We start from the raw sequence: 24189 nt of genomic DNA on the forward strand, positions 1-24189 counted from the left end.
CCCGCACCCATGAACTCTCGCCAGCGCCGCGGAGTGATACTGCTGCTCCTGTCGGTCCTCTGCGCGCTCGGCGCCTTCGTCGGCGTGCTGTCCGTGATCCGCAACGTGGAGTCCAAGGTCGGCCCCGAGCGCACCGCGTACCGGCTCAAGGCGGACGTGGCGGCCTACCAGACGCTCGATCCGGGGCAGTTCGAGAAGGTGGCGATGCCCGAGCGGTGGCTGCCGCCCACCGCCGTCACCGACCTGGCCGCGGTCCGCGGGAAGATCGCCGTGACGCCGCTGCACAAGGGCTCGCTCCTCCAGGACGACATGGTCGTCGACCGCCCGGCGCTCAAGCCGGGGCAGCAGGAGATCGCCATCATGATCGACGCGGCCACCGGCGTGGCCGGGAAGATCAACCCCGGGGCGCGGGTGAACATCTACGCCACCTTCGAGGGCAAGCGGCCGCAGGACAAGCCCGTCTCCAAGGTCATCGTGGCCAACGCCCAGGTCATCGACCGGGGCAAGCTGACGCCGCTGGAGAACAAGGACCCCGGCGACACCCGTTCCTCCAGCACCCGCCGCGGCTCCGAGGCGGTGCCGATCACCTTCGCGCTCGGCACCCAGGACGCCCAGCGCGTCGCCTACGCGGAGTCCTTCGCCGCGCACGTACGGCTGGCCCTCGTCGCCCCCGGCACCGAGGCCGCCGTCCCGCCCGGCGAGCGCACCTACACCCTCGACGGCGACAACTGACCCGGAGGCACAGGTGACCATCCGCATCCTCGCGGCCGTCGGCGAGCCCGACGCGGCACGCGCGGTGTCCTCGCTGCTCAGCCAGTTGCCGGGCGCCGAGCCCGCGCCACCGGTCGCCGACTCCACCGCCCTGGTCAACGCCCTCGACCAGGCCGCGTCCCGGGGCGCCGCCGGGTCGGCGGAGCCGCCGGGGCCGCCGTCCGCCGCCGTGGACGAACTCCCGGAGGTGGTTCTCGTCCACGAGCGCATCGGCCCGGTGCCCGCGCTGGAGCTGATCCGCGACATCGCGCAGCGTTTCCCCGCCGTCGGCGTCGTCCTGATCACCACCGACGCGGGGCCCGCCCTGTTCGCGGCGGCGATGGACGCGGGCGCGCGCGGCATCGTCGGGCTGCCGCTCGGCTACGACGAACTGGCGGCCCGGGTGCAGGCCGCGGCGCAGTGGGCATCCGGCGTACGGGTGCACCTCGGCGGCGGGCACGAGACGGCAGCGGGGCCGGCGGGCACCCTGGTCACCGTCACCGGCGCCAAGGGCGGCGTCGGCACCACGGTCACCGCCGTGCAGCTGGCACTCGCCGCGCGCGCGGCCGGGCGCAGCGTCGCGCTGGTGGACATGGACCTCCAGTCCGGTGACGTGGCCTCCTACCTGGACGTCCAGTTCCGCCGTTCGATCGTCGACCTCGCGGGCATCCGGGACATCTCCGTACGCGTCCTCCAGGACGCCGTGCACGCCCACCACACCGGCCTCGGCCTGCTGCTGGCGCCGGAGGAGGGGGAGCGCGGCGAGGAGGTCGACGACCGCGCCGCCCGTACGGTGCTGGCCGCGCTGCGCTCCCGCTACGAGCTGGTGGTGGTCGACTGCGGCGCCCAGATGCAGTCGGCCAACGCCGCCGCCGTCGAACTCTCGGACACCGCCCTGCTGGTGACCACGCCGGACGTGGTGTGCGTACGGGCCGCCAAGCGGCTCGTACGGCTGTGGGACCGGCTCCAGATCCGCAAGGCGGAGGACACCACGACCGTCGTCAACCGCCTCACCCGTCACACCGAGATCCAGCCACCGCTGGTGGAGAAGGCCACCGGTACCCGGGTCGCCCGCACCCCCGTCCCCGCCGGCTTCAAGGAACTCCAGCCGTACGTCGACGCCGGCCGGATGCAGGACCTGGACGCCCGGTCGGCGGTCCGGCAGGCGCTGTGGGCGCTGGCGGGCGAACTGGGCCTGGTCGACGCGCCGGCCGGGCGGCAGGGGCGCGGCAGCCACCGCGCGCGGCCCTCGCTGGCCGGGCGCCGGCGCAAGGCGCTGACGGCCGGTCCCGCCGGGGAGCGGGGCAGGTTCGGGCCGCCCGGCGCCTACGAGGAGGGCTGAGGGGTGCGGGGGAGCACCGGGCGCCCGCGGCCCGCCGACGACCGCGGCCAGGTCTCCGTCGAACTCCTCGGCCTCGCGCCGCTGATCCTGGCCACCCTCGTCCTGGTCTGGCAGTTCGTGCTCGTCGGCTACACGTACGCGCTCGCCGCCAACTCGGCGGACAAGGGCGCGCGGGCGGGCACCGCGACCGAGACGGGCGGCCCGGGCGCGTGCATGGCCGCGGCCAAGGAGGACCTGCCCGGCGCGTGGCAGGGCGGCGCCAAGATCTCGTGCGGCGCCGAGGGCGGCCTGTGGAAGGCGCGGGTCGGACTCAAGGTGCCGGTGCTCTTCCCCGGCGCGGGGAACTACCCGTGGACCGTCACGGGCACGGCGGGCGCGGCCGAGGAGGGATCGTGAGGGGCACGGGAACGGTACGGGACCGGCCGGGCAGGTGGCCGCGCTCCCGGCGCGACGACCGCGGCCAGGTCTCCGTCGAATTCATCGGCTTCCTGCCGCTCCTGCTGCTCGTCGCCCTCGCCGTGGTGCAGCTCGGGCTGGCCGCGTACGCCGTCCAGCAGGCCGGTACGGGAGCGCGCGCCGCGGCCCGTACGGCAACCCTGGACGAGGCCGACCGGAAGACGACGCCGGTGGCGGCGGGCAAGGCGGCCATGAGCGACTGGGCCGCCGCGGGCGCCAAGGTCGTGGCGACCGAGGGCGGCGACGAGGTCCAGGCCACCGCCACCGTCAAGATTCCCGTGCTGCTGCCCGGCATCGGCGACCTGCACGTCACCCGCAGCGCCACCATGGCCCTGCCCGCCGACCCCGGAGGAACGACCGCCCCATGAGCCTCAAAGCCCGCATCGTCGCGCCGGAGGCCCCGTCGACGGCCCGCGGGGACGGCCATCTCGTCGCCGTGTACCGCGCCAAGCTGCTCGAAGAGATCGACCTCGCCGAGATGTCCGCGCTGGCCGCCGCCGAGCGCCGCACCCGCCTGGAACGCGTCCTCGGCCACATCATCAGCCGCGAGGGCCCCGTCCTGTCCACCGCCGAGCGCGCCCAGCTGATCCGCCGCGTGGTGGACGAAGCGCTCGGCCTCGGCGTCCTGGAACCGCTCCTCGAAGACGCCTCCGTCACCGAGATCATGGTCAACGGGCCCGACCAGGTCTACGTGGAACGCCACGGCCGGGTGGAGCTGGTCCCCGTCCGGTTCGCCTCGCACGAGCAGCTCATGCAGACGATCGAACGCATCGTCTCGACCGTCAACCGCCGCGTGGACGAGTCCAATCCGATGGTCGACGCGCGGCTGCCCTCAGGGGAGCGCGTCAACGTCATCATCCCGCCGCTCGCCCTGAACGGCGCCACCCTCACCATCCGCCGCTTCCCGCGCGCGTACACGCTGCCCGAACTGATCGGCATGGGCACGCTCGACGACCAGATGGTGATGCTGCTGGCCGGGCTGGTCCGGGCCAAGTTCAACGTCGTCGTCTCCGGCCCCACCGGCGCCGGCAAGACCACCCTCCTCAACGCCCTCTCCGGCCTCATCCCCGAGGGCGAGCGCATCATCACCGTCGAGGACGCCGCCGAACTCCAGCTCCAGCAGACCCACGTGATCCGCCTGGAGTCCCGGCCCCCGAACGTGGAGGGCGCCGGCCGCATCACCATCCGCGACCTCGTACGCAACTCCCTGCGCATGCGCCCCGACCGCATCATCGTCGGCGAGGTGCGCGGCGGCGAGACCCTGGACATGCTCCAGGCCATGTCCACCGGCCACGACGGCTCGCTGGCCACCGTGCACGCCAACAGCGCCGAGGACGCCCTGATGCGCCTCCAGACGCTCGCCTCCATGTCCGACGTCAAGATCCCCTTCGAGGCGCTGCGCGACCAGATCAACAGCGCCGTCGACTGCATCGTCCAGATCAGCCGGCACGCCGACGGCTCCCGCCGCATCGGCGAGATCGCCATCCTCGACTCGCACGGCCACGCCGACTACCGCCTCGCCACCGTCTGCCGCTTCGAGGCCGAGCCGAGCGGCGCCGACCGGACCGTACGCGGCCGCTTCCGCTACTTCCCGCTGCCGCGCCGGGTCGCCGAGCGCCTCTACCTGGCCGACGAACCCGTACCCCCCGCCTTCGGCGTCGCGGCCACCGCCGACCAGCTCGCCACCCGAGAAGCCTCGTAACCGGAGGACGGACCCCCGCCCATGCCCCTGGACAGCCTCACCCTCCTCACCCTCGGCACCGCCCTGCTCTGCGCGGTGCTGGCCGTCGTGGGCCTGCGGACGTACGCGACCGGGCGCGAGCGGCACCAGGCCCTCGTCGACCGGCTCTCCGACGACCACGGCCTGCCCCGCGCGGGCCACGGCCGCCGCTTCCCCGCCCTCGACCGGCGGCTGCGCGCCACCCGCCTGGGCCGCGGCCTCGAACTGCGGCTGGCTGCCACCGGCCTGAACGTCACCCCCGGCGAGTTCTTCGTCTGCCTGCTCGCCGTGGTCACCGGGCTGTGGGCCGCCGCGCACGCCGTCCTCGCGCCGTTCTTCGGGCCCCTCGCCGCGGTGGCCGCCGTCTGGGGCGCGTACGCCTTCCTCAACTGGCAGCGGCAGAAACGTATCGAGAGGTTCATCAACCAACTGCCCGAACTCTCCCGCATCCTCGCCAACGCCACCCAGGCGGGGCTGGCCCTGCGCACGGCCCTGGCCATGGCCGCGGAGGAACTGGAAGCACCGGCCGGCGAGGAACTCGCCAAGGTCTCCGACAAGCTGGCCGTCGGCCACTCCCTCGACGACGCCCTCGACGAACTCGCCGCCCGGCTGCCCTCGCGCGAACTCGTCGTCCTCGTCACCACCCTGGTCCTGTCCAACCGCGCGGGCGGCACCGTCGTCGGCTCGCTGCGCAACCTCACCAGGACCCTGGAGGAGCGCAAGGAGACCCGCCGCGAGGTCCGCACCCAGCTCTCCCAGGTCGTCGTCACGGCGTACGTCGTCCCGTTCCTCGGCCTCGGCACCCTCCTGCTGATGGACCGCATCGCGCCCGGCGCCATCGACCGGATGACCGCCTCGTTCCTCGGCCAGGCCGCCGTGGTCGCGGCGTTCGTCCTGTACGCCGTCGGCTTCTTCGTCATCCGCCGCATCTCCAAGATCGACGTCTGACCGCCCCGCCGCATCCCCCGCCACCCCACCCGAAGGCACCCACCCATGGGAATCGGACCGACCGGACTCCTCCTCGCCCTCACGCTCGCCCTCTCCGTCGCGGGCATCTGCTACGGCATCGCCCTCTACCGCCGCGAGGCCAGGCTGCCGCCGGACATCGCCGTCGCCCTGGAGGTCGGCTCGTCCCGCACCACGGCCGTCGGCTCGGCGGTGGACCGGGCGGGCATGCGCTACGCACCGCTCGTCCTACGCCTGATGGGGGAGAAGCGGGTGGCCAAGGTGCGCAGGCGCATCGATCTGGCCGGAAACCCCGGCGGCCTGACCGTGGACCGCTACGCCGCCCGCCGCGCGGTCTACGGCTTCCTCGGTTTCGGCGGCGCGTTCGTCATGCTGCTGCGCTCCCAGTTCCTGCTCGCCCTCCTCCTGGTCGCCTTCGGGCTCTTCTGGAACGAGGTCGGCATCTGGGCCGCCATTCGCCAACGCAAGGACACGATCGAACGCACCCTGCCCGACTTCCTCGACGTACTCGCCGTCGTGGTCAGCGCCGGGCTCGGCTTCCGGCAGGCACTGGACCGGGTGGCCGACAAGTACGAAGGCCCCTGGGCGGACGAGCTGCGGATCACCCTGCGCCAGCTGGACATGGGCGTCAGCCGCCGCGAAGCCTTCGAGGAGCTGCGCAGGCGCAACGACTCCGACCAGGTGGCCCAGTTCGTCACCGCGCTCCAGCAGGGCGAGGAGCTCGGCTCCCCGATCGTCGACACGCTCATCCAGATCGCCGACGACATGCGTCGCACCGACGCCCAGAACGCCCGCCGCCGGGCCGCCCGCGCCGTGCCGAAGGCGACCGTGGTCGTCACGACGTTCATGGTCCCCGCCACGATGATTCTCCTGGTCGCGGGCTTCTTCCTGGGCTCGGGCACCAACTTCGGCTCCCTGATGGGCGACTGACGTGCACCCCGGCTGCCGAGCGGCAACTCCCCGCCTCCATGCGCCCCTTGCGCACCCGGAATCGGTCTCTGTTGGCCAAACACCCTTCGCGTACGCAACGGTATGTGGCACAGTCGGCATCCGTGCAACCCCCGGCCCCGGCCGCACCGCCGGGCACACCGGGGCGGGTGGACGACAGCGCTGCCGACGAGGACGGGGCGGGGGTGGGACGGATGCCGTCGGTCGGATCAGGCGTTCCGGGTGAGCCGGATGCGCGGGGCGAGTCGTGTGATGCACCCGGTGCGAATGAGGCGCAGATAGTGCCGAGTGCCAAAAAAGCCCCTCTGATGCTTCAACCCGTCCGCACGGGAAAGGAATGGGGGCGGTTGCCCTGTTCCGGGACGGGTGTTCCGGCGTACTTTTCTCGTGTCGCGAGCGTGCGCATGCGGGGCGACGGCACGGGGGGAGACCATCCGGACCGGAGCGGCCCGGCCGCCCATGGAGGGGAACACGATGGCGAAGCGGTTGTTCGGAAACGACCGGGGACAGACCTCGAACGGCCGGGGCCTGATCTCGAACGACCGGGGGCAGACCTCGATCGAGTACCTGGGCATCATCGCCGTGGTCGTGGCGATCGTCCTGGTCCTGTCCACCACGGATTTCGGCAGCCAGATCGCGACGGCCATTTCCAACAAGATCTCCGACGTCGTGAACATCTGACCCCGGTGCCGCCACCGCGGGCGCGGGACGCCGGGCAGGCGTTCCCCTTCTACATCGTGGCGGTGGCGGCGCTGCTCTTCCTCGCTTTCGCGTTCTTCGCGGTCGGGCAGGCGGCGGCGACGCGCAACTCCGCGCAGACCGCGGCGGACGCCGCCGCCCTCGCCGCCGGCCAGAAGTACCGCGACCAGCTGACCGAGAAGCTCCTCGGCGCGATCCGTACGGGCGCGCCCTGGAAAGACTTCCTCGGCGCCCGCGGAGTGCCCGGCGACGAGGCGTGCCGGAACGCGCAGTGGTTCGCGGGCCGCAACGACGCCGACGTACGGTGCACCCCCGGCTCGTACCCGACCTCCTTCGCCGTGCGGGCCGACACCCGTAAGACGGTGGGCCGTTCGGTCATCCCTGGCACCGAGAACACCCACGCGTCCGCCGCGGCCAAGGCGGTGGTCGCGCCGCGCTGCACCGCCGGGCCCGCGCGCCCGCCGGAGCCGGGGAACTCCGCCCCCGGCGAGGACGACGGCGACGGTCCATCGCCCGGAGAGCCACCCACCGAGGACCCACCCGCCGGTGAGCCACCCGCCAAGGACCCACCCGTCGACCTCGAATGCGAGGACGGCGTGGACTGGACCATCGACCCCGCCGACCCACGCGGACTGCCCGAAGCCGCCGACCTGTTCTCCGTACGCCTAGCCGAATGACCAGCCGACGACGAGCAGAGGGAATCGCATCCATGAGTACTGGGCGCCCTTCGAAGGCCACCAGGAGAGTGGCCGCCGCGGTGATCGCCGCCGGCCTGGCTCTCGTCGTGGGCGGCTGCGGCGGAGACGACGGCGGCGGCAAGAACCCGGACGCCAAGCCGCCGGCGCGGGCCACCACCCCCAAGGACAACGGGCACGGCACCCCGGCCGCCGACGCCACGCGCACCATCGGCGAGATGAAAGGACCGGACGGGGTGGTCGTCACCCTGCACTCCGCGGTCCGCGACTCCGGAGGCTTCGTCACCCTCAGCGGCACGGTGACCAACAAGGGCACCAAAATCTTCAACGCGATCAACTGGCGCTCCAACGAAACCGGCATGCGCTCGCGGTCCTCGGTCTCCGGCGCCACCCTCGTCGACAAGGCCGGCAAGAAGCGCTACCTGGTCCTGCGGGACACCGAGGGCGAATGCCTGTGCACGACCGGGTTGAGCGGCCTGAAACCGGGCGAGAGCCGGCCGCTGTTCGCGCAGTTCCCCGCGCCGCCGGAGAAGGTGACCGAGGTCGACTTCCAACTGCCGACCATGCCGCCCGTCACCGTCACGATCTCGGACTGACCCCATGGCCACCACGCCCGGGACCACGCCCCGCACGGCACGGGCCGCCGTCGCCGCGGCCGCCGCCCTCCTCCTCGCCCTTACGACGGGCGCGCCCGCCGCCCGCGCCGCCGACCCGCCCGGCGTGGCCGAGGACACCACCGCACCGGTCAAGATCGACCCGCGCGACCCCGACCTCCGCATGGTCCAGGGCGCGACCCTCGCCCCCGCCAAGGTCCTCAACATCAAGTCCATCGTCGAAACCGACGACGGCTCCGAGCGGCGGCAGGACACCAACTCCAACGTGACCTTCGCCCTCCAGGCCGAGGTCCTCTTCGGCAAGGACAGCGCCGAACTGACGCCCGACGCACTGTCACGCATCGCCGCCATCGCCGCCGAGGTCAAGAAACAGCAGGCCAAAAGCCTGCGAGTGTTCGGCTTCACCGACGACCTGGGCTCCGCCGCGCACGGCCTGACACTGTCCAAGGACCGCGCCAACGCCGTCCAGCGCGAACTGGCCAAGGGCCTCGACTCCACGGTCGCGTTCCAGATCCGCGGCTACGGCGAGCAATACCCGATCGCCGACAACACCACCGAAGCCGGCCGCAAGAAAAACCGCCGCGTCGAGGTGAGCTTCCCGCGCACGGGGTCGTAAGTCCGTTTCGGGGCATCGCCGAGGGAACCCCACAAAGGGTCAGCAGGACTGGGTGAGGTTGTCCACGATCAGCCCGAGGGTGAAGTCGAACCGGTCGTGTCCGGTGCCGGAGGTCAGCTCGGCGGCATAGCGCCGGGTCTGCGGAAACGTGTCGGCCGGCAGCGCGGTGAACCGACGGATCAACTCCTCGCGGCCAAGGACCCATTCCTGGTCCGGGTGGCTGCGCCGCTGCTGGACCAGCGACTGTTCCAAGGCGTAGGCGCTGACGTAGAGGGACAGGGCATCGAGCACCCAGGCAGCGGTCCGCGGTTCGATTCCGCCGGCGAGCAGGATCGCCAAAAGCCCTTCTCTGACCCGCAACGTGGAGAGGTTGGTCGGGACCACCCCCAGCGCGGCACGGGAGACTCCGGGGTATTCCAGGTACTGGTCGCGGATCTGCGCGTACACGTCGAGGATCTGCTTGCGCCACGTGGCCGGGTCCGGTTCGGGCAGTACGACCTCGGAGCAGAGCCGGCCGACGAGCAGATCGTCGATGTCCTCCTTGCTGACGATGTGCGCGTACAGCGACGACGGCCCGGTGCCGAGTACGGCGGCGACCCGGCGGATGGTCAGCGCGTCGTAGCCCTCGGTGGCCACGACCTGTAGGGCGGCGTCGGTGATCCGGTCGACCGTGATGGGTTTCTTGCGCGGGGACGCCGCCGAGGGTGCCCCGGCGGGCTGGGCGTGACGAGCTGCTCGGCGTTGCCGGGGATCGGAGGGCACGGAGGGCATGCCGGTCACTATAGCTTGACACGATCTAAGTTCGTCTCGTAGAACGTTGTTCGTGCACGCAGAACTAAGTTCGTGTCCTCGTGGTCGGTTCGGACAGTCTGTTCAGGAGGTGTGTGATGCGCGTTTCCGTGGTCGGGGCCGGTCTGGGGGGTCTGTGCTTGGCGCAGGGGCTGCGCGGTGCCGGGATCGAGGTCGACGTCTACGAGCGGGACCCCGCGATCACCGCACGATTTCAGGGGTACCGGCTCGTACTGGATCCCATCGGATTCGAGGCGCTGCGCAGCTGCCTGCCACAGCGTTGGCACCCGCTGCTGGACGCGGTCGCCGGTGACGCCCGCGTCGAGCGGTTGGCCCTGGACGCCCAGCTGAACAAGATCGGTGAACTCGGCCCTGCCAGGAGCGGGATCGTGGTCGACCGGCACGTACTCCGGCACCTGCTGCTGACCGGACTCACTGTGCACACCGGGGCCGCGCTGACCGGCTACGACGTGTCGGACGGCGGCAGGGTCGAAGCCCGGTTCGCGCAACGCGATCCGGCAACCGCCGATCTCCTCGTCGGGGCGGACGGGATCGGTTCCGCGGTGCGCCGGGTGCTGACGCCGCAGACCACCCCGAGGGACACCGGCGTTCGGTTCGTCATCGGCCGCACGCCGCTGACGGAGCAGTTCGCCGGCCTGTCCCGGGCCTACGGCGGGAAGATCGTCGGGGACGGAGTGAGTCTGCTGCTCGGGGCGATGCGGTTCCCCGTTCCGCCAAAGGAAGCGGCGGAGAAACTGGCACCCGAAGTAACGCTCCCCGACATCCACGACTACGTGCGCTGGGCCATGATCCTCCCGCCGAACGGCTCTCTCGGCACCTTGACGGCACAGGAGGCCGCGCTGTCCAGGATGAAAGGCTGGCACCCGGACCTGCGGGCGCTCATCGAACAGGCCGACCCGGACAACAGCACCCTGCTGTCCATCGGGGTGGTCGAACCAGGTGAGCGCTGGGCACCCGGCCCGGTCACGCTGCTCGGTGACGCCATCCACGCCACCTCTCCGACCGGCGGCAACGGTGCGAACACCGCCCTGCGCGACGCCGACCTGCTGGGCCGCTGCCTGATCAAGGCCGCCGAGGGCCGTCAAGATCTCCTCACCGCAGTCGACAGCTACGAGCGGCAGATGTTCGAGTACGGAGGCGAAGCCGTGCGCCACAGCCTCGCCGCGCTACCCGCCTTCGTCCCGAACCCGGAACGCCCCGAGCCGGCGTGCTCCCGACCGACCTCCATGTAGGCGGCCCGCCAGCCGGGTTCTCCCGACCGCCCGTCCTGCCCGCCCTGATCAAACGCGGTACGAAGCCCCGTACGGCGACGGCCCGACAGTGCCTTCAGCGGTACAGCTCGCACCACACGATCTTGCCGTCGACGCCCAGGCGGTTCGGATCGAGCGCGTACCAGCCCCAGTCGTCGGCATACGCCCCCACGAGCCGCAGACCGCGCCCGGTACCGGCAACAGCGCCGTCCGCCGCCGACCGCTCGGCGACACCGGGCAGGACCCGGCCGGTGTCCCACATGCTCATCCGCACCACGCCGCCCTCCCAGGAAAGCCGAAGCCGTGCCGGCCCGGGGGCGTGCAGGTAACAGTTCGTGGCCAGCTCCGAGGCCAGGAGCTGCGCACTGTCGCCGAGTTCGTCGAGCGAGTGCCGGTCCAGTACGAGCCGCACGGTGGCACGGGCGACACCGGGGCTGAGCGGGCTGTCCGGCAGCGGCGCCTAGGAGGCGAGCTGCGAAAGCTGCGTGAGCGGGCCGGTCTGAGCGCCACCGAGGCAGGCACGCTGACCGGTCTGGGGCAATCGCGGGTCAGCAACATCGAAGTGGCGCGCATCGGTGTGAGCGCGGAGCGGGTGCGCACCTTGGCGCGGGCCTACGGTTGCGCCGACGCCACACTTGCAGAGGCGCTAGCCGTCATGGCGGCCAGCGGGAAACGCGGCTGGTGGGAGGAGTACCGGGAGAAGCTGCCTCCCGACCTGCTCGACCTCGCGGAGACGGAGCAGCACGCGACTGCCAGAATGTCCCCGAGCCCTCGCCGCCGCACGTGGAGCACCTGGTTTCCCATCGGATCAAACGCCAGGAAGTTCTGTACCGGGACGCTCCGGTGCCGTACACGGCAATCATTCACGAGGCCGCGTTGCGTATGGAGTTCGGCGGGCACTCCCTTACGCGAAAGCAGCTTGAGCACATCGCCGCCATGAGTGAGCGGGAGTGGGTCAGGGTGCTGGTGATTCCGTTCTCGGCGGGGATCTTTCCGGGTGCCGGGCAGACGGTGGTCTATGCGGAGGGGGTGGTCCCGCAGATGGACACGGTGCAACTCGACACTGAGCACGGGGCGGTGTTCGAGTACGCGGATGCCCAGCTGGACAGGTACCGCACGTTCATGAAGCGCTTCGAAGCCATGGCGCTCGGAGAGACCGCTTCACGTGACTTCATCCACACCGTCATCAACGACCTCTGAGAGGGCTCGATCGTGTCCATAACCAACTGGCAGAAGTCTTCCTACAGCGGCAACGCGAGCAACTGCGTCGAAATCGCGGCGTCTTCCGGGGAGACGGTGCTCCTTCGCGAGAGCGACGTCCCTTCCATAGTCGTCACCGTCGGTTCCGCCGCGCTTGGTGGGTTGGTGCGGGTCGTTCAGGGGGAGCGGCTGGGGCGTACATAGTCGTACTGGTGGGGGTGGGGGTACCGCTGGGTTGACGGGGTGGGGCGTTGAAATCGGGGGTGGGGGGCGGGGGTGGCGACTGGAAGGGGTAATTGCGCGCCACAGGTGAGCACGTTGGCGCTGGAAGATAGTACATATGGGGGTATGTGCCCTATGGTCGTTTTCGCACCGATCAACCGCGATCAGCTGGAAGCGCATCGCGTGGGCCTGCCTGCCTGCTCCTGCCCTGGGAGAGGCCGGCCCGCGGCAGGGAGACGAGCCACCAGCTGATGCGGCGTGCCCGGCGGTGCCGAGCTGTGGACCGGGAGGGTGGAGCGGACGGGCGGTCAGCGGGTGTCGATCGTGACGCGGACGCCGGCGCGGAGCCCCCAGCGGGCCATGGCGCCGGCCTCTGCCTCCAGTACGTGCCGGGAGCGCGGGCGCGGGAGTCCGAGCCGCCCGGGCCGCATGGTGCGTACGGCCAGGACGGTGAGGTCCCGGCCGAGGTAGGCGACGTCGAGGGGGAAGCGCATGCGGAAGGTGTGTACGCCGCTCGCCGGGGTGAGGAGGAGGGCGCCGTCGATGCCGTCGCGCCCCAGGAGGCCGCGGGAGCGTGCCCGGTAGGACGCGGCGATCTCCACGGGGATGGATGCCGTTGCCGACGGGGCGGCGGCGTCTGGGGCGCCTTCCGCGGTGGTCGTTTTTCCGGTGTCGGACTGCACGAAGCGGAGCGTTCCTGATCCGTTCTGCCAGCGGGTCATGGGGAGCGTTGTATCAGCCTAGGGTCGGCTGTGTGCCTGTGATGCTGATGATTTTCGCCGCGGCGTACGGCGGCGCGGTGGGGCTGCTCGTGCCGCGCCCCGCTCACCGGCTGGCCGTGGAGCCGGGGGAGGCGTGGCGCGCCGACTGTCCTGGCGGGCACCCGGTCACCGGGCCCGCGCGGGGCTGGCTGGGGCCGGGGCGGTGCCGCGCCTGTGGTCCGTACGGGCCGAGGGCGGTGGTGACCGCCCTGGTCAGCGCGGTGGCCTGCGCCGCGCTCGCCGCCGCGACCGGGGCGCGCCCCGAGCTGGCCGTCTGGCTGGCGGTGGTCCCCGTGGCGGTCCTGCTCGCCGTCGTCGACTGGCGGGTGCGGCGCCTGCCCGACGTCCTGACCCTGCCGCTGGCGGCCGGTGCCGTGCTGCTGCTGGGGCTGGCCGCGCCGTCCGCGCGGGCGGCGGGCTCGTGGGGTGGCGCGGTGCTCGGGGGGTTGGCGCTGGGCGGGTTCTATTACGTGCTGTATCGGATCAATCCGGAAGGAATGGGGCTCGGCGACGTCAAGCTGGCGTTCGGCCTCGGGGTCCCTCTCGGGTGGTACGGCTGGGCAATTCTGATCACTGGCGCGTTCGCGGGGTTGCTGCTCGGCTCGCTCTACGGGTGCGGACTGCTGCTGCGCCGCTCCGTACGCGCCGAAGGCCGCAATGATGGGCTCAAACAGGCCATGCCGTACGGGCCATTCATGATCATCGGGGTGTTTCTCGGGGTGCTTCTGGGAGCCGCGGCAGCGCCTTGATCAAAAAACTGCCGGTGCTGTTCCGGGTGAAGATGCACTGAGCACCCCCTCGATGGGGTTATGGTGGAAACCCCCCCTCGGGCCGGTCCGTATCCCCCCCACGGACCGGCCCGCTTTTTTGTGTCCGCGTTCGGATCTCGCCATGATCACTTCAGGCGGGGTTGCGCACACAGAACGTACGAACATCTCTACGGAACGTGCGGGCCGCTCCGTGGAGGCGCCGCAGACCGAACAGAATCAGCCGCGCTTGGCCCAGATGTTCACACCATCGGTCGTCTTCGCGAATTCCTCGATCTCGGACAATTCCTCATCCGTGATCTTCGGAGCGCCCACCGCCGCGACGTTCGCCTCCAACTGCGCCACGCTGCTCGCCCCGATCAGCGCCGAGGTCATCCGCTCGTCCCGCAGCACCCACGACAGCGCCAGCTGGGCGAGCGACTGGCCGCGGCGCGCGGCGATGTCGTTCAGGCCGCGCAGCCGCCGCCGTACGTCGTCCGACAGCAGGCCCGGGTCGAGCGACTTGCCCTGGGACGCGCGCGAGCCCTCCGGGACGCCGTTCAGGTACTTGTCCGTCAGCAGGCCCTGGGCGAGAGGGGCGAAGGAGATGCACCCCATGCCTTCCGCCTCCAGGGTGTCCAGCAGCGCGTCGTCCTCGGTCCAGCGGTTGATCATCGAGTAGGAGGGCTGGTGGATCAGCGGCCGTACGCCCATCTCCCGCAGGATGCGGGCGGCTTCGCGGGTCTGCTCGGAGGAGTACGACGAGACGCCCACGTACAGCGCCTTGCCCTGCTGGACGGCGGACGCCAGCGCGCCCATCGTCTCCTCCAGTGGAGTGCCGGGGTCGAATCGGTGCGAATAGAAGATGTCGACGTAATCGACGCCCATCCGCTTCAGGGACGCATCCAGTGACGAGAGCAGGTATTTCCGTGAACCCCATTCCCCGTACGGCCCGGGGTGCATGAGATATCCGGCCTTCGTGGAGAGGACGATCTCGTCGCGGTAGGGCCGGAAGTCCCGAGAAAAGATCTTTCCGAAGTTCAGCTCGGCCGAACCGGGCGGCGGCCCGTAGTTGTTCGCCAGGTCGAAGTGGGTCACGCCCAGGTCGAAGGCGCGGTGCAGGATCGCCCGCTGGGACTCCAAGGTGCGGTCGTCGCCGAAGTTGTGCCACAGTCCCAGTGAGACGGCGGGGAGCTTGAGTCCGCTGCGGCCGGTGCGGCGGTACTCCATCGAGTCGTAGCGCGTTTCCGCGGCAATGTGGGGAGAGGTGCCAGTCATGGTCATCTCCCTATCACGGAGTTGTGACACACCTGATTGGGTCGCCGGGACGTCCGCGACGTAAAGTTGCCGACTTGAGGCGACGGGGGCGACCGCCATTTGCACGGAGGGGCTGGACCACACATGCTGCGATCTTCCGGGGTGCGTATCCCGTACCCGCCTGCGTTGCGCAACCTCGTCTACCGGCTCTACGCCCGCCGGGTCGAAGGCCGCCTCGACCATGCCCAGGTCCCCAAGCACATCGGCGTCATCCTCGACGGCAACCGCCGCTGGGCGCGGGCCGACGGCCGCACCACGGTGCAGGGCCACCAGGCCGGCGCCGACAAGATCACCGAGCTGCTGGGCTGGTGCGAGGAGACCGACGTCGAGGTCGTCACGCTGTGGCTGCTGTCGACCGACAACCTCGACCGGCCCGAGAAGGAACTGACCCCGCTGCTGGGGATCATCGAGAACACGGTGCGCGGCCTGGCGGCCGACGGCCGCTGGCGGGTGCACCACGTCGGCAACCGCGACCTGCTGCCCGCCGGCACCCAGCGGGTCTTGAAGGAGGCCGAGGAGGCCACCACCGACCACACCGGCGTCCTGGTGAACGTCGCCGTCGGCTACGGCGGCCGGCAGGAGATCGCGGACGCGGTGCGCTCGCTGCTGCTGGAGCACGCCGAGCGCGGCACCTCCTTCGAGGAACTCGCCGACGTCGTCGACATCGACCTCATCTCCGAGCACCTCTACACCCGCGGGCAGCCGGACCCGGACCTGGTGATCCGCACCAGCGGCGAGCAGCGGCTGTCGGGCTTCATGCTCTGGCAGAGCGCCCACTCGGAGTACTACTTCTGCGAGGTCTTCTGGCCCGCCTTCCGCAAGGTCGACTTCCTGCGCGCCCTGCGCGACTACGCCGCCCGCCACCGGCGTTACGGCTTTTAGGCCAACCGGCGCGCCCCTCCCGGCGCGGGATCACACCCGCGCCAAATCCGTAACCAAGCGTTCACCGACCGTGCGTCATATGCCATTGCATGGGTGCGCTCGTTCGCGGGAATATCCCTTCCAGGTCGGTATCCGGCAGTACCAGTCATCGGATGCCGTATCTCAGCGGACGGCACGGGGCCGTCCGCCCGGGAGGCCCTTTGCGCATCACGGACGACCGTGCGGACAGCACGGACGACGCGGAGGGCCGGCGCTCGGCCCGTGCATCGCGGCCCGAGCCCGGCCCCGTCGCCCGCCGCCTGACGGCGCGGCGGCTCCACTTCCGCGACGCCGTCGCACCCCGACCTCATCCGAGGGGGTACGTCCACCCGTGGTGAACAGCAAGCAGCGCCGTGAGAACGGCCGGCGCACCTATGTCCTCGACACCAGCGTGCTGCTGGCGGATCCAGGCTCCATGTCCCGCTTCGACGAGCACGAGGTCGTGCTGCCGGTCGTCGTGGTCACCGAACTGGAGGCCAAGAGGCATCATCCGGAACTCGGCTACTTCGCCCGGCAGGCGCTGCGCCTGCTCGACGAGTACAGGGTGCGGTACGGGCGGCTGGACGCCCCGATCCCCATCGGGGAGCTGGGCGGAACCCTCAGGGTCGAGCTGAACCACGCCGACCCCGGAGTGCTGCCGGCCGGCTTCCGCCTGGGCGACAACGACTCGCGGATCCTCGCGGTGGCCCGCAACCTCCAGGCGGAGGGCTACGACGTCACGGTCGTCTCCAAGGACCTGCCGCTGCGCATCAAGGCGTCGGCGGTGGGCCTGCTGGCGGAGGAGTACCGCGCCGAACTGGCCATCACCGACTCCGGCTGGACGGGCATGGCGGAGCTGGGCGCCACCGCCGAGCAGATCGACGGCCTCTTCGCCGAGGAGAGCGTCCACCTCCCCGAGGCCGCCGGACTGCCCGTGCACACCGGGCTGGTGCTCCAGTCCGAGCGGGGCAAGGCCCTCGGGCGGGTCACGGCCGACGGCAGCGTACGGCTGGTCCGCGGCGACCGGGAGGTCTTCGGCATCCACGGGCGCAGCGCCGAGCAGCGCATCGCGCTCGACCTGCTGCTCGACCCGGAGGTCGGCATCGTCTCGATGGGTGGGCGGGCCGGCACGGGCAAGTCGGCGCTGGCGCTCTGCGCGGGCCTGGAAGCGGTGCTGGAGCGGCGTCAGCACCGCAAGGTGATGGTCTTCCGGCCGCTGTACGCGGTCGGCGGGCAGGAGCTGGGGTATCTGCCGGGCACCGAGGCCGAGAAGATGAGCCCGTGGGCCCAGGCCGTCTTCGACACGCTGTCGGCGGTGACGACCTCGGACGTCATCGAAGAGGTGGTGGGCCGCGGCATGCTGGAGGTGATGCCGCTGACCCACATCCGCGGCCGGTCGCTGCACGACGCGTTCGTCATCGTCGACGAGGCCCAGTCGCTGGAGCGCAACGTGCTGCTGACGGTGCTGTCCAGGATCGGCGCGAACTCGCGTGTCGTGCTGACCCACGACGTCGCGCAGCGCGACAACCTGCGGGTCGGCCGGTACGACGGCGTGGTCGCGGTCGTCGAGAAGCTCAAGGGCCATCCGCTGTTCGCGCATGTCACCCTCACCCGTTCGGAGCGGTCGCCGATCGCGGCGCTGGTGACCGAAATGCTGGAGGACGGCCGGATCTGACCCCATGTGGAACGCGGCGCCGTCCGGCAAGAGCGCAGGAGCTTAGCCGGGCGGCGCCGCGTTGCGCTGGCATTTCCGCACATCCCGTGCTGCAAACGGGGTGTGAGCTTTCACACGCAACGATGAATTGATTCCGCGCGTCCGGTTCGGGCAGAGTCTGGGTCCTGTCAGGCCCCGCATACGGCACACCAGCACCCCCAGCGGTGCGGAACCCCGAGAACTGCATAGCGTCGCCGTATGCCGCCCGAGCACCACGCGGACCCCGAGGGGGACGTACCGGGCCAGTGCCTCCCGTGACCAGCCGTCCCCACCGCTCAATCGGGGGCGGAACAAGGGGAGACCAGCGCCAGGGGCACGATTGCGTCCGCGAGGTCACCTATGCGGACGATGCTGGAAGGAATGCGTGTGAGCCGGATTTCGGTCCGGGGATTCGCCGTGGCCTCCGCCACCGCGGTCACCACCGTCGGCGCCGTTGTCGGTGTCGCGTCAGGTCAGGAGCAGGGCTCGGTCGCCCACACCGAGGCCGCCGCGGCCGACGCGACGATCGCCGACATACCTGCGGGCCAGCAGGCCCAGGTGCAGACGGCCTCCCTGACGCGGCAGGCGGACGAGGCCTCCACCCAGGCGGATGCCGCCGCGCTGAAGTCCGCGCAGGAGTCGGCCCGCAAGGCCGCCGCCCAGGACGCGCAGGACAAGAAGGACGCGGCCGACAAGAAGGCCAAGGCCGAGCAGGACGCCAAGGAGCGCGAGAAGGAGAAGGAATCCTCCCGCTCCGCCGCGCGTGACGCGAGCAGCTTCACCGCCAAGGCGTCGTACTCGATAGCCGAGACGCAGGCGATCGCCCGGCAGATGCTGCCGGCCGACCAGTTCCAGTGTTTCAGCAACATCGTGGACCACGAGTCCGGCTGGAACTACCGCGCCACCAACGCCTCCTCCGGCGCCTACGGCCTCGTCCAGGCGCTGCCCGGCACCAAGATGGCCTCCGCGGGCTCCGACTGGCGGACCAACCCGGCCACCCAGATCAAGTGGGGGCTGAACTACATGAACAGCCGCTACAACAGCCCCTGTGGTGCCTGGTCCTTCTGGCAGAACAACCACTGGTACTAGAACGCGTGGGCGGAACACCGCGTAAGGTGGTCCGCCTCTCCGCTTCGTACGCGAAACCCCCGGCCGCGACGGCGCCGGGGGTTTTGTGCGTCCCGCACCGGTAACGTCGTCCTGACAGCACCGGGGGGCGGGAGGGGAAGAGGAAGCGACATGTCCAGATTGCCTCAGTGGGTCGGTGGCCTCGGCGCCGGCCTGACGCGGCTCGCGCAGCGGCTGGAGGACCAGCGCCGGCGCGCGGAGGCCGCGGCAGGAGAAAACGATCCGGAAGAGCTGAGGCCCGCTGGGCACGCTGCCGGGGAGCGGACGCCGCCCAAGGGCGCGTACGGGCCGGACGGCGCCGGGCGGTCCGGCGGCGCGGGGGCCGCCGGTCCGGGTACCGCGCAGGAGGCCCAGCAGCGGCAGCCGGACTCGGTTCCGGCCCCGCCGACGTACGCGCCCGCCGTCGCGCCGCGGCCCGACCCGGTGGCCGCCGTGCCGTGGGGCGTGCGGGTCGCCGCCGAAGCGGGCTGGCGGCTGCTCGTGCTGGCCGGGACGATCTGGGTGCTGGCGAAGGCCATCACCTCCATACAGCTCGTGGTGCTGGCGTTCGTCGCGGCGCTGCTGATCACCGCGTTGCTCCAGCCCACCGTCGCCTGGCTCAAGCGGCGCGGCCTGCCGCGCGGGCTGGCGACGGCCCTGACGTTCATCGCCGGGTTCGTCGTCATGGGCCTGGTCGGCTGGTTCGTCGTATGGCAGGTCCAGGACAACATCGACTCGGTGTCCAGCCGTATCCAGGAAGGCATCACCGAGCTCAAGGGCTGGCTCTTGAAGAGCCCGTTCCATGTGACCGAGGACCAGATCAACAAGATCGCCAAGAACCTCCAGGAGGCCGTCGGCGCCAACACGGAGGCGATCACCTCGGCCGGCCTGGAAGGCGTCACGGTCGTCCTGGAGGTGCTCACCGGCATCCTGCTGGCGATGTTCACCACGCTATTCCTGCTGTACGACGGCCGGCGCATCTGGAACTGGGTGCTCAGGCTCGTGCCGAGCGCGGCGCGCGAGGGCGTGGCGGGCGCCGGGCCGCGTGCCTGGCGCACACTGACCGCCTACGTGCGCGGGACGGTGATAGTGGCCCTGATCGACGCCATCTTCATCGGCATCGGCATCTACTTCCTCGACGTGCCGCTGGCCGTGCCGCTCGCCGTCTTCATCTTCCTGTTCGCCTTCATCCCGCTGGTGGGCGCGGTGGTCTCGGGCGCGCTGGCGTGCGTGGTCGCGCTGGTGACGCAGGGCGTCTTCGCGTCGCTGATGGTGCTCGCGGTGGTGCTGGCGGTGCAGCAGATCGAGGGCCACATCCTCCAGCCCTTCATCCTGGGCCGCGCGGTACGGGTCCACCCGCTCGCCGTCATCCTGTCGGTGGCGGCCGGCGGGCTGATCGCCGGCATCGGCGGCGCGGTGGTCGCGGTGCCGCTGGTGGCGGTCACCAACACCGTCGTCGGCTATCTGCGCTCGTACTCCAGGGAACAGGCCCTCAGGATGACGCCGCCCCCGCACGGCGCCACGGCCCTCGACATCGCGCCGACCCAGCCGCCGGGCACCGAACCGTTGAAGTAACGGTCCGTCGGGGGGACGGTCCGGTACGCCGGAGGGAGGCGTGCCGCATCAGTACGGCGCGTCCCTCCCGGCCTCGTACGCTCGCAGCCAGGTGGTGTCCCGGTCGGTCCAGCCCGGCGGCGGGGCGACCGCCGCCCAGCCGTCCACCGCGCCGGTGCCGTAGCGGTGCCCGTGCGGGGGCGGCGCGCCGAAGGAGACCGCGAGATCGACGGTGGTCTGCCAGAAGGTGATGACCGGCAAGAAGTGCATCTCGTCGGTGACGTCCGGGCCGAGCGGCCGGTCCAGCCAGGCGGGCCGGTGGAAGAGCAGGTCGGGGGACCACCACACCACGGGGTCCGAGGCGTTCTGGAGGTAGACCACCCGGGGGTGCTCCCACGGGCCGTCGGGGCGCTTGAGGTCGCGTTCCGGGTACTGGGCGAAGCGGACGTGCCGCCCGTGGTCGTACTCCGGCCGCCACACCGGGCTGCCGGGGTCCCGCCCGGCAGTCACCTCCCGCCAGATCGGGCTGACGTTGGGCGGCCCGGCCAGCAGCGCGCCGTCCACCTTGCCGAGCATGTCGTCCAGGCCGTCGAAGCCCGCCTCGGTCGCGTACGTGCCGAGGCTCTCGCCGCCGACCACCAGCTTGGGCCGGTCGTCGGCGGGCAGCGTCGACCACTTGGCGTAGACCGCGTCGAACACCGCGCGGGCGTCCCGCGCCGCCTTCTCCTTGTCGACGAGGAAGGAGATCCAGGACGGCAGGTACGAGTACTGGGTGGCGACGATCGCGGAGTCGCCGCCGTACATGTACTCCAGCGGTTCCGGCATCCGCGGGTCCACCCAGCCGCTGCCCGTGGTGCCCAGCAGGGCCAGCACCTTGCGGTCGAAGCCGCCGGTGCGTTCCAGTTCCTGTACGGCGAGGTCGGCGGTGCGCCGGAAGTGCGCGCCGCCGCCCTCCTGTTCGCCGACGTACACCCGGACCGGGGCCTTGGCGGGGCGGCCGGTGAACGCCGCGATGTCCTGCTTGCGGGGGACCGAGCCGATGAAGTTGCGGCCTTCGGCGCCCAGTTCCGCCCAGTCGACGACGGAGGTGGGGCCGCCGGAGACGTACGCGGAGGCGGGCTGGGTGATGCCGTCGGCGGTGCTCAGGTTGGCGGCCTTGGAGATGCGGTCGACGATGTCGATGAAGCCGCGTTCGTACAGGACGTCCTTGGAGCCCACGGCGACCAGGAGGGCGGTCAGCGCCACACCGATCGCGTACGCGGCCGGGCGCGGCACCCAGCGGCCGAAGAACCGGGCGAGCCGGCGGGCCACCAGGCGTACGCAGCGGGCGAGGAGCAGGAACAGCACGCAGACCGCCACCGCGATCAGGATGATCACCGGGGTGTGCCAGACCAGGGACGGCTCGACCTCCTGGAGGCGGCGCAGGCGGCGCTGCGCGTGGGCGCTCCAGGAGACGGCGGCCGTGGACAGCGCGATGCCGAGGGCGTGGAAGGCCAGCCAGCAGCGGGCGCGGGTGCGTTCGGTGGGGCGGCGTCGGCACAGCGCGCGGAAGAGGCTGCTCGCCGCGGCGCCGGCGGCGTAGCCGATGGCGGCGGTGATGCCGCCGACCAGGCCCTGGAGATACCACGGGCGGGGGAGCAGCGACGGGGTGAGGGAGAGCCAGAAGAAGAGCGCCGCGACGCAGCAGGCGGTGAGGTCGGGCCAGCGGCGGACGATCCAGGAGGGGTCCGGGGCGTCCCAGTACGGGCGTCTGAGCCACCGGACGACGAGGTGCAGGGCGGACATTTGCTCTCATTATGCGCAGAGCCCCGCGGACACACGGTCCGCGGGGCTCTGTCGTACCGGCCGGGCGCCCGCCGGGCGCCTCCGGTTCACCTATTCGGCGAGGACGGCCTCGGAGTCGAGGGTGGCGCCGACGGCCTGGAGGACGGAAGCGATCTTGATGGCCTCAAGGATCGTCTCGCGGTCCACGCCCGCCTTGCGCAGCACCTGCTCGTGCGAGTCCAGGCACATGCCGCAGCCGTTGATGGCCGAGACGGCCAGCGACCACAGCTCGAAGTCGACCTTCTCCACGCCCGGGTTGCCGATGACGTTCATCCGCAGGCCGGCGCGCATCGTGCCGTACTCCGGGTCCGACAGCAGGTGCCGGGTCCGGTAGAACACGTTGTTCATCGCCATGATGGCGGCGGCGGACTTGGCCGCGGCGTACGCCTCGGCGGAGAGGTTGGCCTTGGCCTCCGGCTCCAGCTCGCGCAGCACCTTCGGCGAGCGCGAGGCGATCGCGCAGGCCAGGACGGTGCCCCACAGCTGCTGCTTGGGCAGCTCGCTGTTGCCGATCACCGAACCGAGGTTCAGCTTCAGGTCCTTGGCGAAGTCCGGAACGGCGGACTTCAGTTCATCGAGAGCCATGACGGATCTCCTTCCGGTTCGCTGCTAGCCGTGCTTCACTCGCCCGAGAGCAGCGCGACCGGGTCGAGGGTCTCGTCGCCCTTGCTCCAGTTGCAGGGGCACAGCTCGTCGGTCTGCAGCGCGTCGAGGACCCGCAGGACCTCCTTGGGGTTACGGCCGACGGAACCGGCGGTCACCATGGTGAACTGGATCTCGTTGTTCTGGTCGACGATGAAGACGGCGCGCTGCGCGAAGCCGTCCTCGCCCTCGATGCCGAGCGCGCGCATCAGCTCGTGCTTGGAGTCGGCCAGCATCGGGAAGGGCAGGTCGGTCAGGTCCGGGTGGTCCTTGCGCCAGGCGTGGTGCACGAACTCGGAGTCACCGGAGAAGCCGAGGATCTGGGCGTCGCGGTCGGCGAACTCGTCGTTCAGCTTGCCGAAGGCGGCGATCTCCGTCGGGCACACGAAGGTGAAGTCCTTGGGCCAGGCGAAGACGATCTTCCACTTGCCCTCGTAGGTCTTGTGGTTGATCTGCTCGAACTCCTTGCCGCTCTCCAGCGACACGCAGGCGGTCAGATCGAACTCGGGGAACTTGTCACCGACAGTGAGCACGGGCTCTCCTTCGTGTGCCGTAAGTCCGTTACAGGGCTTACGCGAGGGGTTGGACGGGTGCCCACACTGCCACAGGCAACATTGATCAGGGAAATAGCTAGATCAAGCCGCGTTGATCGGTGCTGGCTATCAGTGCCCCGGAGGGTGGCTCCGGTGGGTCGGGTGATCGGGAGGCGTCCACGGGCGTGCGTAACAATGCCGGATCGGTCGAAAAGGGACACTAAACCAAGAAATCCACCGGCTATCTCCGAAACGATGTTCCCCGGACCGGGAAGCTCGCCAAAGATTCGACAAATCGCGAGCCGTGAGACGTACAATCACCCGCATGGCACAGAAGATCGTCACTATTTACACGGATGACCTCACCGGTGAAGAATCCGCCGAGGCCGCAACGCACACTCTCGCGGTGGACGGTATTGCCTACGAGGTCGACCTCACTCCGGACAGCTACGACAAGCTGCTGGAGGCCATCGGGCCGTTCTTGAAGGCCGGGCGCCGCACCGGGCGTATCAAGGCGGGCGCCGCCCCGCGCAAGACGGGCGCCGCCGCATCCTCGGGTTCGGGCGAGACCGCGAAGATCCGCGCCTGGGCCAAGGAGAACGGCTACGAGGTGAACGAGCGCGGCCGTGTGTCGGCCGATATCCGTGAGGCGTACCAGAACGCCAACAAGTAGTCATTGCGGGCGCCGGTTCTTTGCTGCCGGGCCGGGACGGCATTCGCCGCGTTCCGGCCCGCGGTCCGGCCGACCGCGCTGGTGGCAGCCGGGGTGGCGGGGAAACGACGCCGGCTGCCGCCGTCCGAATTGTGGCCGGTCGCGACCGTCG

At 70.8% G+C, this 24189-nt stretch carries 27 protein-coding genes and 1 pseudogene; 21 read left to right on the plus strand and 7 right to left on the minus strand.

Annotated elements, in window-relative coordinates:
• Window positions 1-9 precede the first annotated feature (9 nt).
• The 11 genes from cpaB (at window position 10) to ACH4OW_RS21160 (ending at window position 8806) form a co-directional block, all read left to right on the plus strand.
• Window positions 10-732: a Flp pilus assembly protein CpaB gene (gene cpaB, locus ACH4OW_RS21110; RefSeq protein WP_398029572.1), complete on the plus strand. Its 723-nt coding sequence runs from the start codon at window positions 10-12 to the stop codon at window positions 730-732.
• Window positions 733-745: 13 nt separating this feature from the next.
• Window positions 746-2092, plus strand: a complete 1347-nt coding sequence (locus ACH4OW_RS21115; RefSeq protein ID WP_360127485.1) for an AAA family ATPase — start codon at window positions 746-748, stop codon at window positions 2090-2092.
• 3 nt (window positions 2093-2095) lie between these two features.
• Window positions 2096-2488: a TadE/TadG family type IV pilus assembly protein gene (locus ACH4OW_RS21120; protein ID WP_398029574.1), complete on the plus strand. Its 393-nt coding sequence runs from the start codon at window positions 2096-2098 to the stop codon at window positions 2486-2488.
• On the plus strand, window positions 2485-2916 hold the full coding sequence (locus ACH4OW_RS21125; RefSeq protein ID WP_360127491.1) for a TadE/TadG family type IV pilus assembly protein: 432 nt from the start codon (window positions 2485-2487) through the stop codon (window positions 2914-2916). Before ACH4OW_RS21120 ends, ACH4OW_RS21125 begins: the two co-directional genes overlap by 4 nt.
• The gene (locus tag ACH4OW_RS21130; RefSeq protein WP_360127494.1) at window positions 2913-4250 is read left to right on the plus strand and encodes a CpaF family protein; all 1338 of its coding nucleotides are present in this window, start codon (window positions 2913-2915) and stop codon (window positions 4248-4250) included. Before ACH4OW_RS21125 ends, ACH4OW_RS21130 begins: the two co-directional genes overlap by 4 nt.
• A gap of 21 nt (window positions 4251-4271) precedes the next feature.
• Window positions 4272-5216, plus strand: a complete 945-nt coding sequence (locus tag ACH4OW_RS21135; RefSeq protein ID WP_360127497.1) for a type II secretion system F family protein — start codon at window positions 4272-4274, stop codon at window positions 5214-5216.
• A 45-nt stretch (window positions 5217-5261) separates the two neighbouring features.
• Entirely contained in the window at window positions 5262-6164 is a 903-nt protein-coding gene (locus ACH4OW_RS21140) for a DUF5936 domain-containing protein (protein ID WP_360127500.1), read from the plus strand.
• A 492-nt stretch (window positions 6165-6656) separates the two neighbouring features.
• Window positions 6657-6863, plus strand: coding sequence for a hypothetical protein (locus tag ACH4OW_RS21145; protein WP_360127503.1), 207 nt, complete (start codon window positions 6657-6659; stop codon window positions 6861-6863).
• A gap of 5 nt (window positions 6864-6868) precedes the next feature.
• Window positions 6869-7558, plus strand: coding sequence for a pilus assembly protein TadG-related protein (locus ACH4OW_RS21150; RefSeq protein WP_360127506.1), 690 nt, complete (start codon window positions 6869-6871; stop codon window positions 7556-7558).
• 32 nt (window positions 7559-7590) lie between these two features.
• Window positions 7591-8172 carry a hypothetical protein gene (locus tag ACH4OW_RS21155; protein WP_398029578.1) on the plus strand — a complete coding sequence of 194 codons (582 nt, stop codon included), beginning with the start codon at window positions 7591-7593 and terminating at the stop codon, window positions 8170-8172.
• A gap of 4 nt (window positions 8173-8176) precedes the next feature.
• Window positions 8177-8806: an OmpA family protein gene (locus tag ACH4OW_RS21160; RefSeq protein WP_360127512.1), complete on the plus strand. Its 630-nt coding sequence runs from the start codon at window positions 8177-8179 to the stop codon at window positions 8804-8806.
• A gap of 39 nt (window positions 8807-8845) precedes the next feature.
• On the opposite strand, the gene ACH4OW_RS21165 is transcribed toward ACH4OW_RS21160, so the two are convergent.
• The gene (locus tag ACH4OW_RS21165) at window positions 8846-9577 is read right to left on the minus strand and encodes a TetR/AcrR family transcriptional regulator (protein WP_398029580.1); all 732 of its coding nucleotides are present in this window, start codon (window positions 9575-9577) and stop codon (window positions 8846-8848) included.
• A gap of 116 nt (window positions 9578-9693) precedes the next feature.
• On the opposite strand from ACH4OW_RS21165, the gene ACH4OW_RS21170 reads away from it, so the two are divergent.
• Window positions 9694-10848 (plus strand): NAD(P)/FAD-dependent oxidoreductase, encoded by a 1155-nt coding sequence (locus ACH4OW_RS21170; RefSeq protein ID WP_360127518.1) that lies wholly within the window; start codon window positions 9694-9696, stop codon window positions 10846-10848.
• A 94-nt stretch (window positions 10849-10942) separates the two neighbouring features.
• On the opposite strand, the gene ACH4OW_RS21175 is transcribed toward ACH4OW_RS21170, so the two are convergent.
• On the minus strand, window positions 10943-11278 hold the full coding sequence (locus ACH4OW_RS21175) for an ATP-binding protein (RefSeq protein ID WP_398029582.1): 336 nt from the start codon (window positions 11276-11278) through the stop codon (window positions 10943-10945).
• On the opposite strand from ACH4OW_RS21175, the pseudogene ACH4OW_RS21180 reads away from it, so the two are divergent.
• The 3 genes and pseudogenes from ACH4OW_RS21180 to ACH4OW_RS21190 form a co-directional block, all read left to right on the plus strand.
• Window positions 11255-11449, plus strand: a pseudogene (locus tag ACH4OW_RS21180) (helix-turn-helix domain-containing protein); the annotation flags it as partial. The gene ACH4OW_RS21175 and the pseudogene ACH4OW_RS21180 overlap by 24 nt on opposite strands.
• A 200-nt stretch (window positions 11450-11649) precedes the next feature.
• The gene (locus ACH4OW_RS21185; RefSeq protein WP_398029584.1) at window positions 11650-12066 is read left to right on the plus strand and encodes a DUF5753 domain-containing protein; all 417 of its coding nucleotides are present in this window, start codon (window positions 11650-11652) and stop codon (window positions 12064-12066) included.
• A 12-nt stretch (window positions 12067-12078) separates the two neighbouring features.
• Complete coding sequence (locus ACH4OW_RS21190) at window positions 12079-12270, plus strand: DUF397 domain-containing protein (RefSeq protein ID WP_398029586.1); 192 nt, start codon at window positions 12079-12081, stop codon at window positions 12268-12270.
• A gap of 326 nt (window positions 12271-12596) precedes the next feature.
• Here ACH4OW_RS21190 and ACH4OW_RS21195 read toward each other — a convergent pair whose 3' ends face one another.
• Entirely contained in the window at window positions 12597-13010 is a 414-nt protein-coding gene (locus ACH4OW_RS21195; RefSeq protein ID WP_398029588.1) for a DUF192 domain-containing protein, read from the minus strand.
• Window positions 13011-13051: 41 nt separating this feature from the next.
• On the opposite strand from ACH4OW_RS21195, the gene ACH4OW_RS21200 reads away from it, so the two are divergent.
• A complete protein-coding gene (locus ACH4OW_RS21200) occupies window positions 13052-13798 on the plus strand; it encodes a prepilin peptidase (RefSeq protein ID WP_398029769.1) in 747 nt (248 codons plus the stop codon).
• A gap of 237 nt (window positions 13799-14035) precedes the next feature.
• On the opposite strand, the gene mgrA is transcribed toward ACH4OW_RS21200, so the two are convergent.
• Window positions 14036-15073: an L-glyceraldehyde 3-phosphate reductase gene (gene mgrA, locus ACH4OW_RS21205; RefSeq protein WP_398029590.1), complete on the minus strand. Its 1038-nt coding sequence runs from the start codon at window positions 15071-15073 to the stop codon at window positions 14036-14038.
• A gap of 123 nt (window positions 15074-15196) precedes the next feature.
• Here mgrA and ACH4OW_RS21210 point away from each other — a divergent pair, with 123 nt between their 5' ends.
• The 4 genes from ACH4OW_RS21210 (at window position 15197) to ACH4OW_RS21225 (ending at window position 20387) form a co-directional block, all read left to right on the plus strand.
• Window positions 15197-15994: an isoprenyl transferase gene (locus ACH4OW_RS21210; protein ID WP_360127542.1), complete on the plus strand. Its 798-nt coding sequence runs from the start codon at window positions 15197-15199 to the stop codon at window positions 15992-15994.
• Window positions 15995-16364: 370 nt separating this feature from the next.
• Window positions 16365-17687 carry a PhoH family protein gene (locus ACH4OW_RS21215; RefSeq protein WP_398029592.1) on the plus strand — a complete coding sequence of 441 codons (1323 nt, stop codon included), beginning with the start codon at window positions 16365-16367 and terminating at the stop codon, window positions 17685-17687.
• A 405-nt stretch (window positions 17688-18092) separates the two neighbouring features.
• Window positions 18093-18794, plus strand: a complete 702-nt coding sequence (locus ACH4OW_RS21220) for a transglycosylase SLT domain-containing protein (protein WP_360127548.1) — start codon at window positions 18093-18095, stop codon at window positions 18792-18794.
• 150 nt (window positions 18795-18944) lie between these two features.
• Window positions 18945-20387 carry an AI-2E family transporter gene (locus tag ACH4OW_RS21225; RefSeq protein WP_398029595.1) on the plus strand — a complete coding sequence of 481 codons (1443 nt, stop codon included), beginning with the start codon at window positions 18945-18947 and terminating at the stop codon, window positions 20385-20387.
• 48 nt (window positions 20388-20435) lie between these two features.
• On the opposite strand, the gene ACH4OW_RS21230 is transcribed toward ACH4OW_RS21225, so the two are convergent.
• The 3 genes from ACH4OW_RS21230 to ACH4OW_RS21240 all read right to left on the minus strand — a co-directional run bounded on the left by ACH4OW_RS21230 (window position 20436) and on the right by ACH4OW_RS21240 (window position 23365).
• The gene (locus ACH4OW_RS21230; RefSeq protein ID WP_398029597.1) at window positions 20436-22151 is read right to left on the minus strand and encodes an alpha/beta hydrolase; all 1716 of its coding nucleotides are present in this window, start codon (window positions 22149-22151) and stop codon (window positions 20436-20438) included.
• Window positions 22152-22241: 90 nt separating this feature from the next.
• Entirely contained in the window at window positions 22242-22775 is a 534-nt protein-coding gene (locus ACH4OW_RS21235; RefSeq protein WP_206504236.1) for an alkyl hydroperoxide reductase, read from the minus strand.
• Between the two features lie 35 nt (window positions 22776-22810).
• Complete coding sequence (locus tag ACH4OW_RS21240) at window positions 22811-23365, minus strand: peroxiredoxin (protein ID WP_360127556.1); 555 nt, start codon at window positions 23363-23365, stop codon at window positions 22811-22813.
• A 325-nt stretch (window positions 23366-23690) separates the two neighbouring features.
• On the opposite strand from ACH4OW_RS21240, the gene ACH4OW_RS21245 reads away from it, so the two are divergent.
• The gene (locus ACH4OW_RS21245) at window positions 23691-24038 is read left to right on the plus strand and encodes an Lsr2 family protein (protein WP_360127559.1); all 348 of its coding nucleotides are present in this window, start codon (window positions 23691-23693) and stop codon (window positions 24036-24038) included.
• Window positions 24039-24189 lie beyond the last annotated feature (151 nt).

This window comes from Streptomyces sp. NPDC017056, assembly GCF_044332485.1.
Lineage (GTDB): Bacteria > Actinomycetota > Actinomycetes > Streptomycetales > Streptomycetaceae > Streptomyces.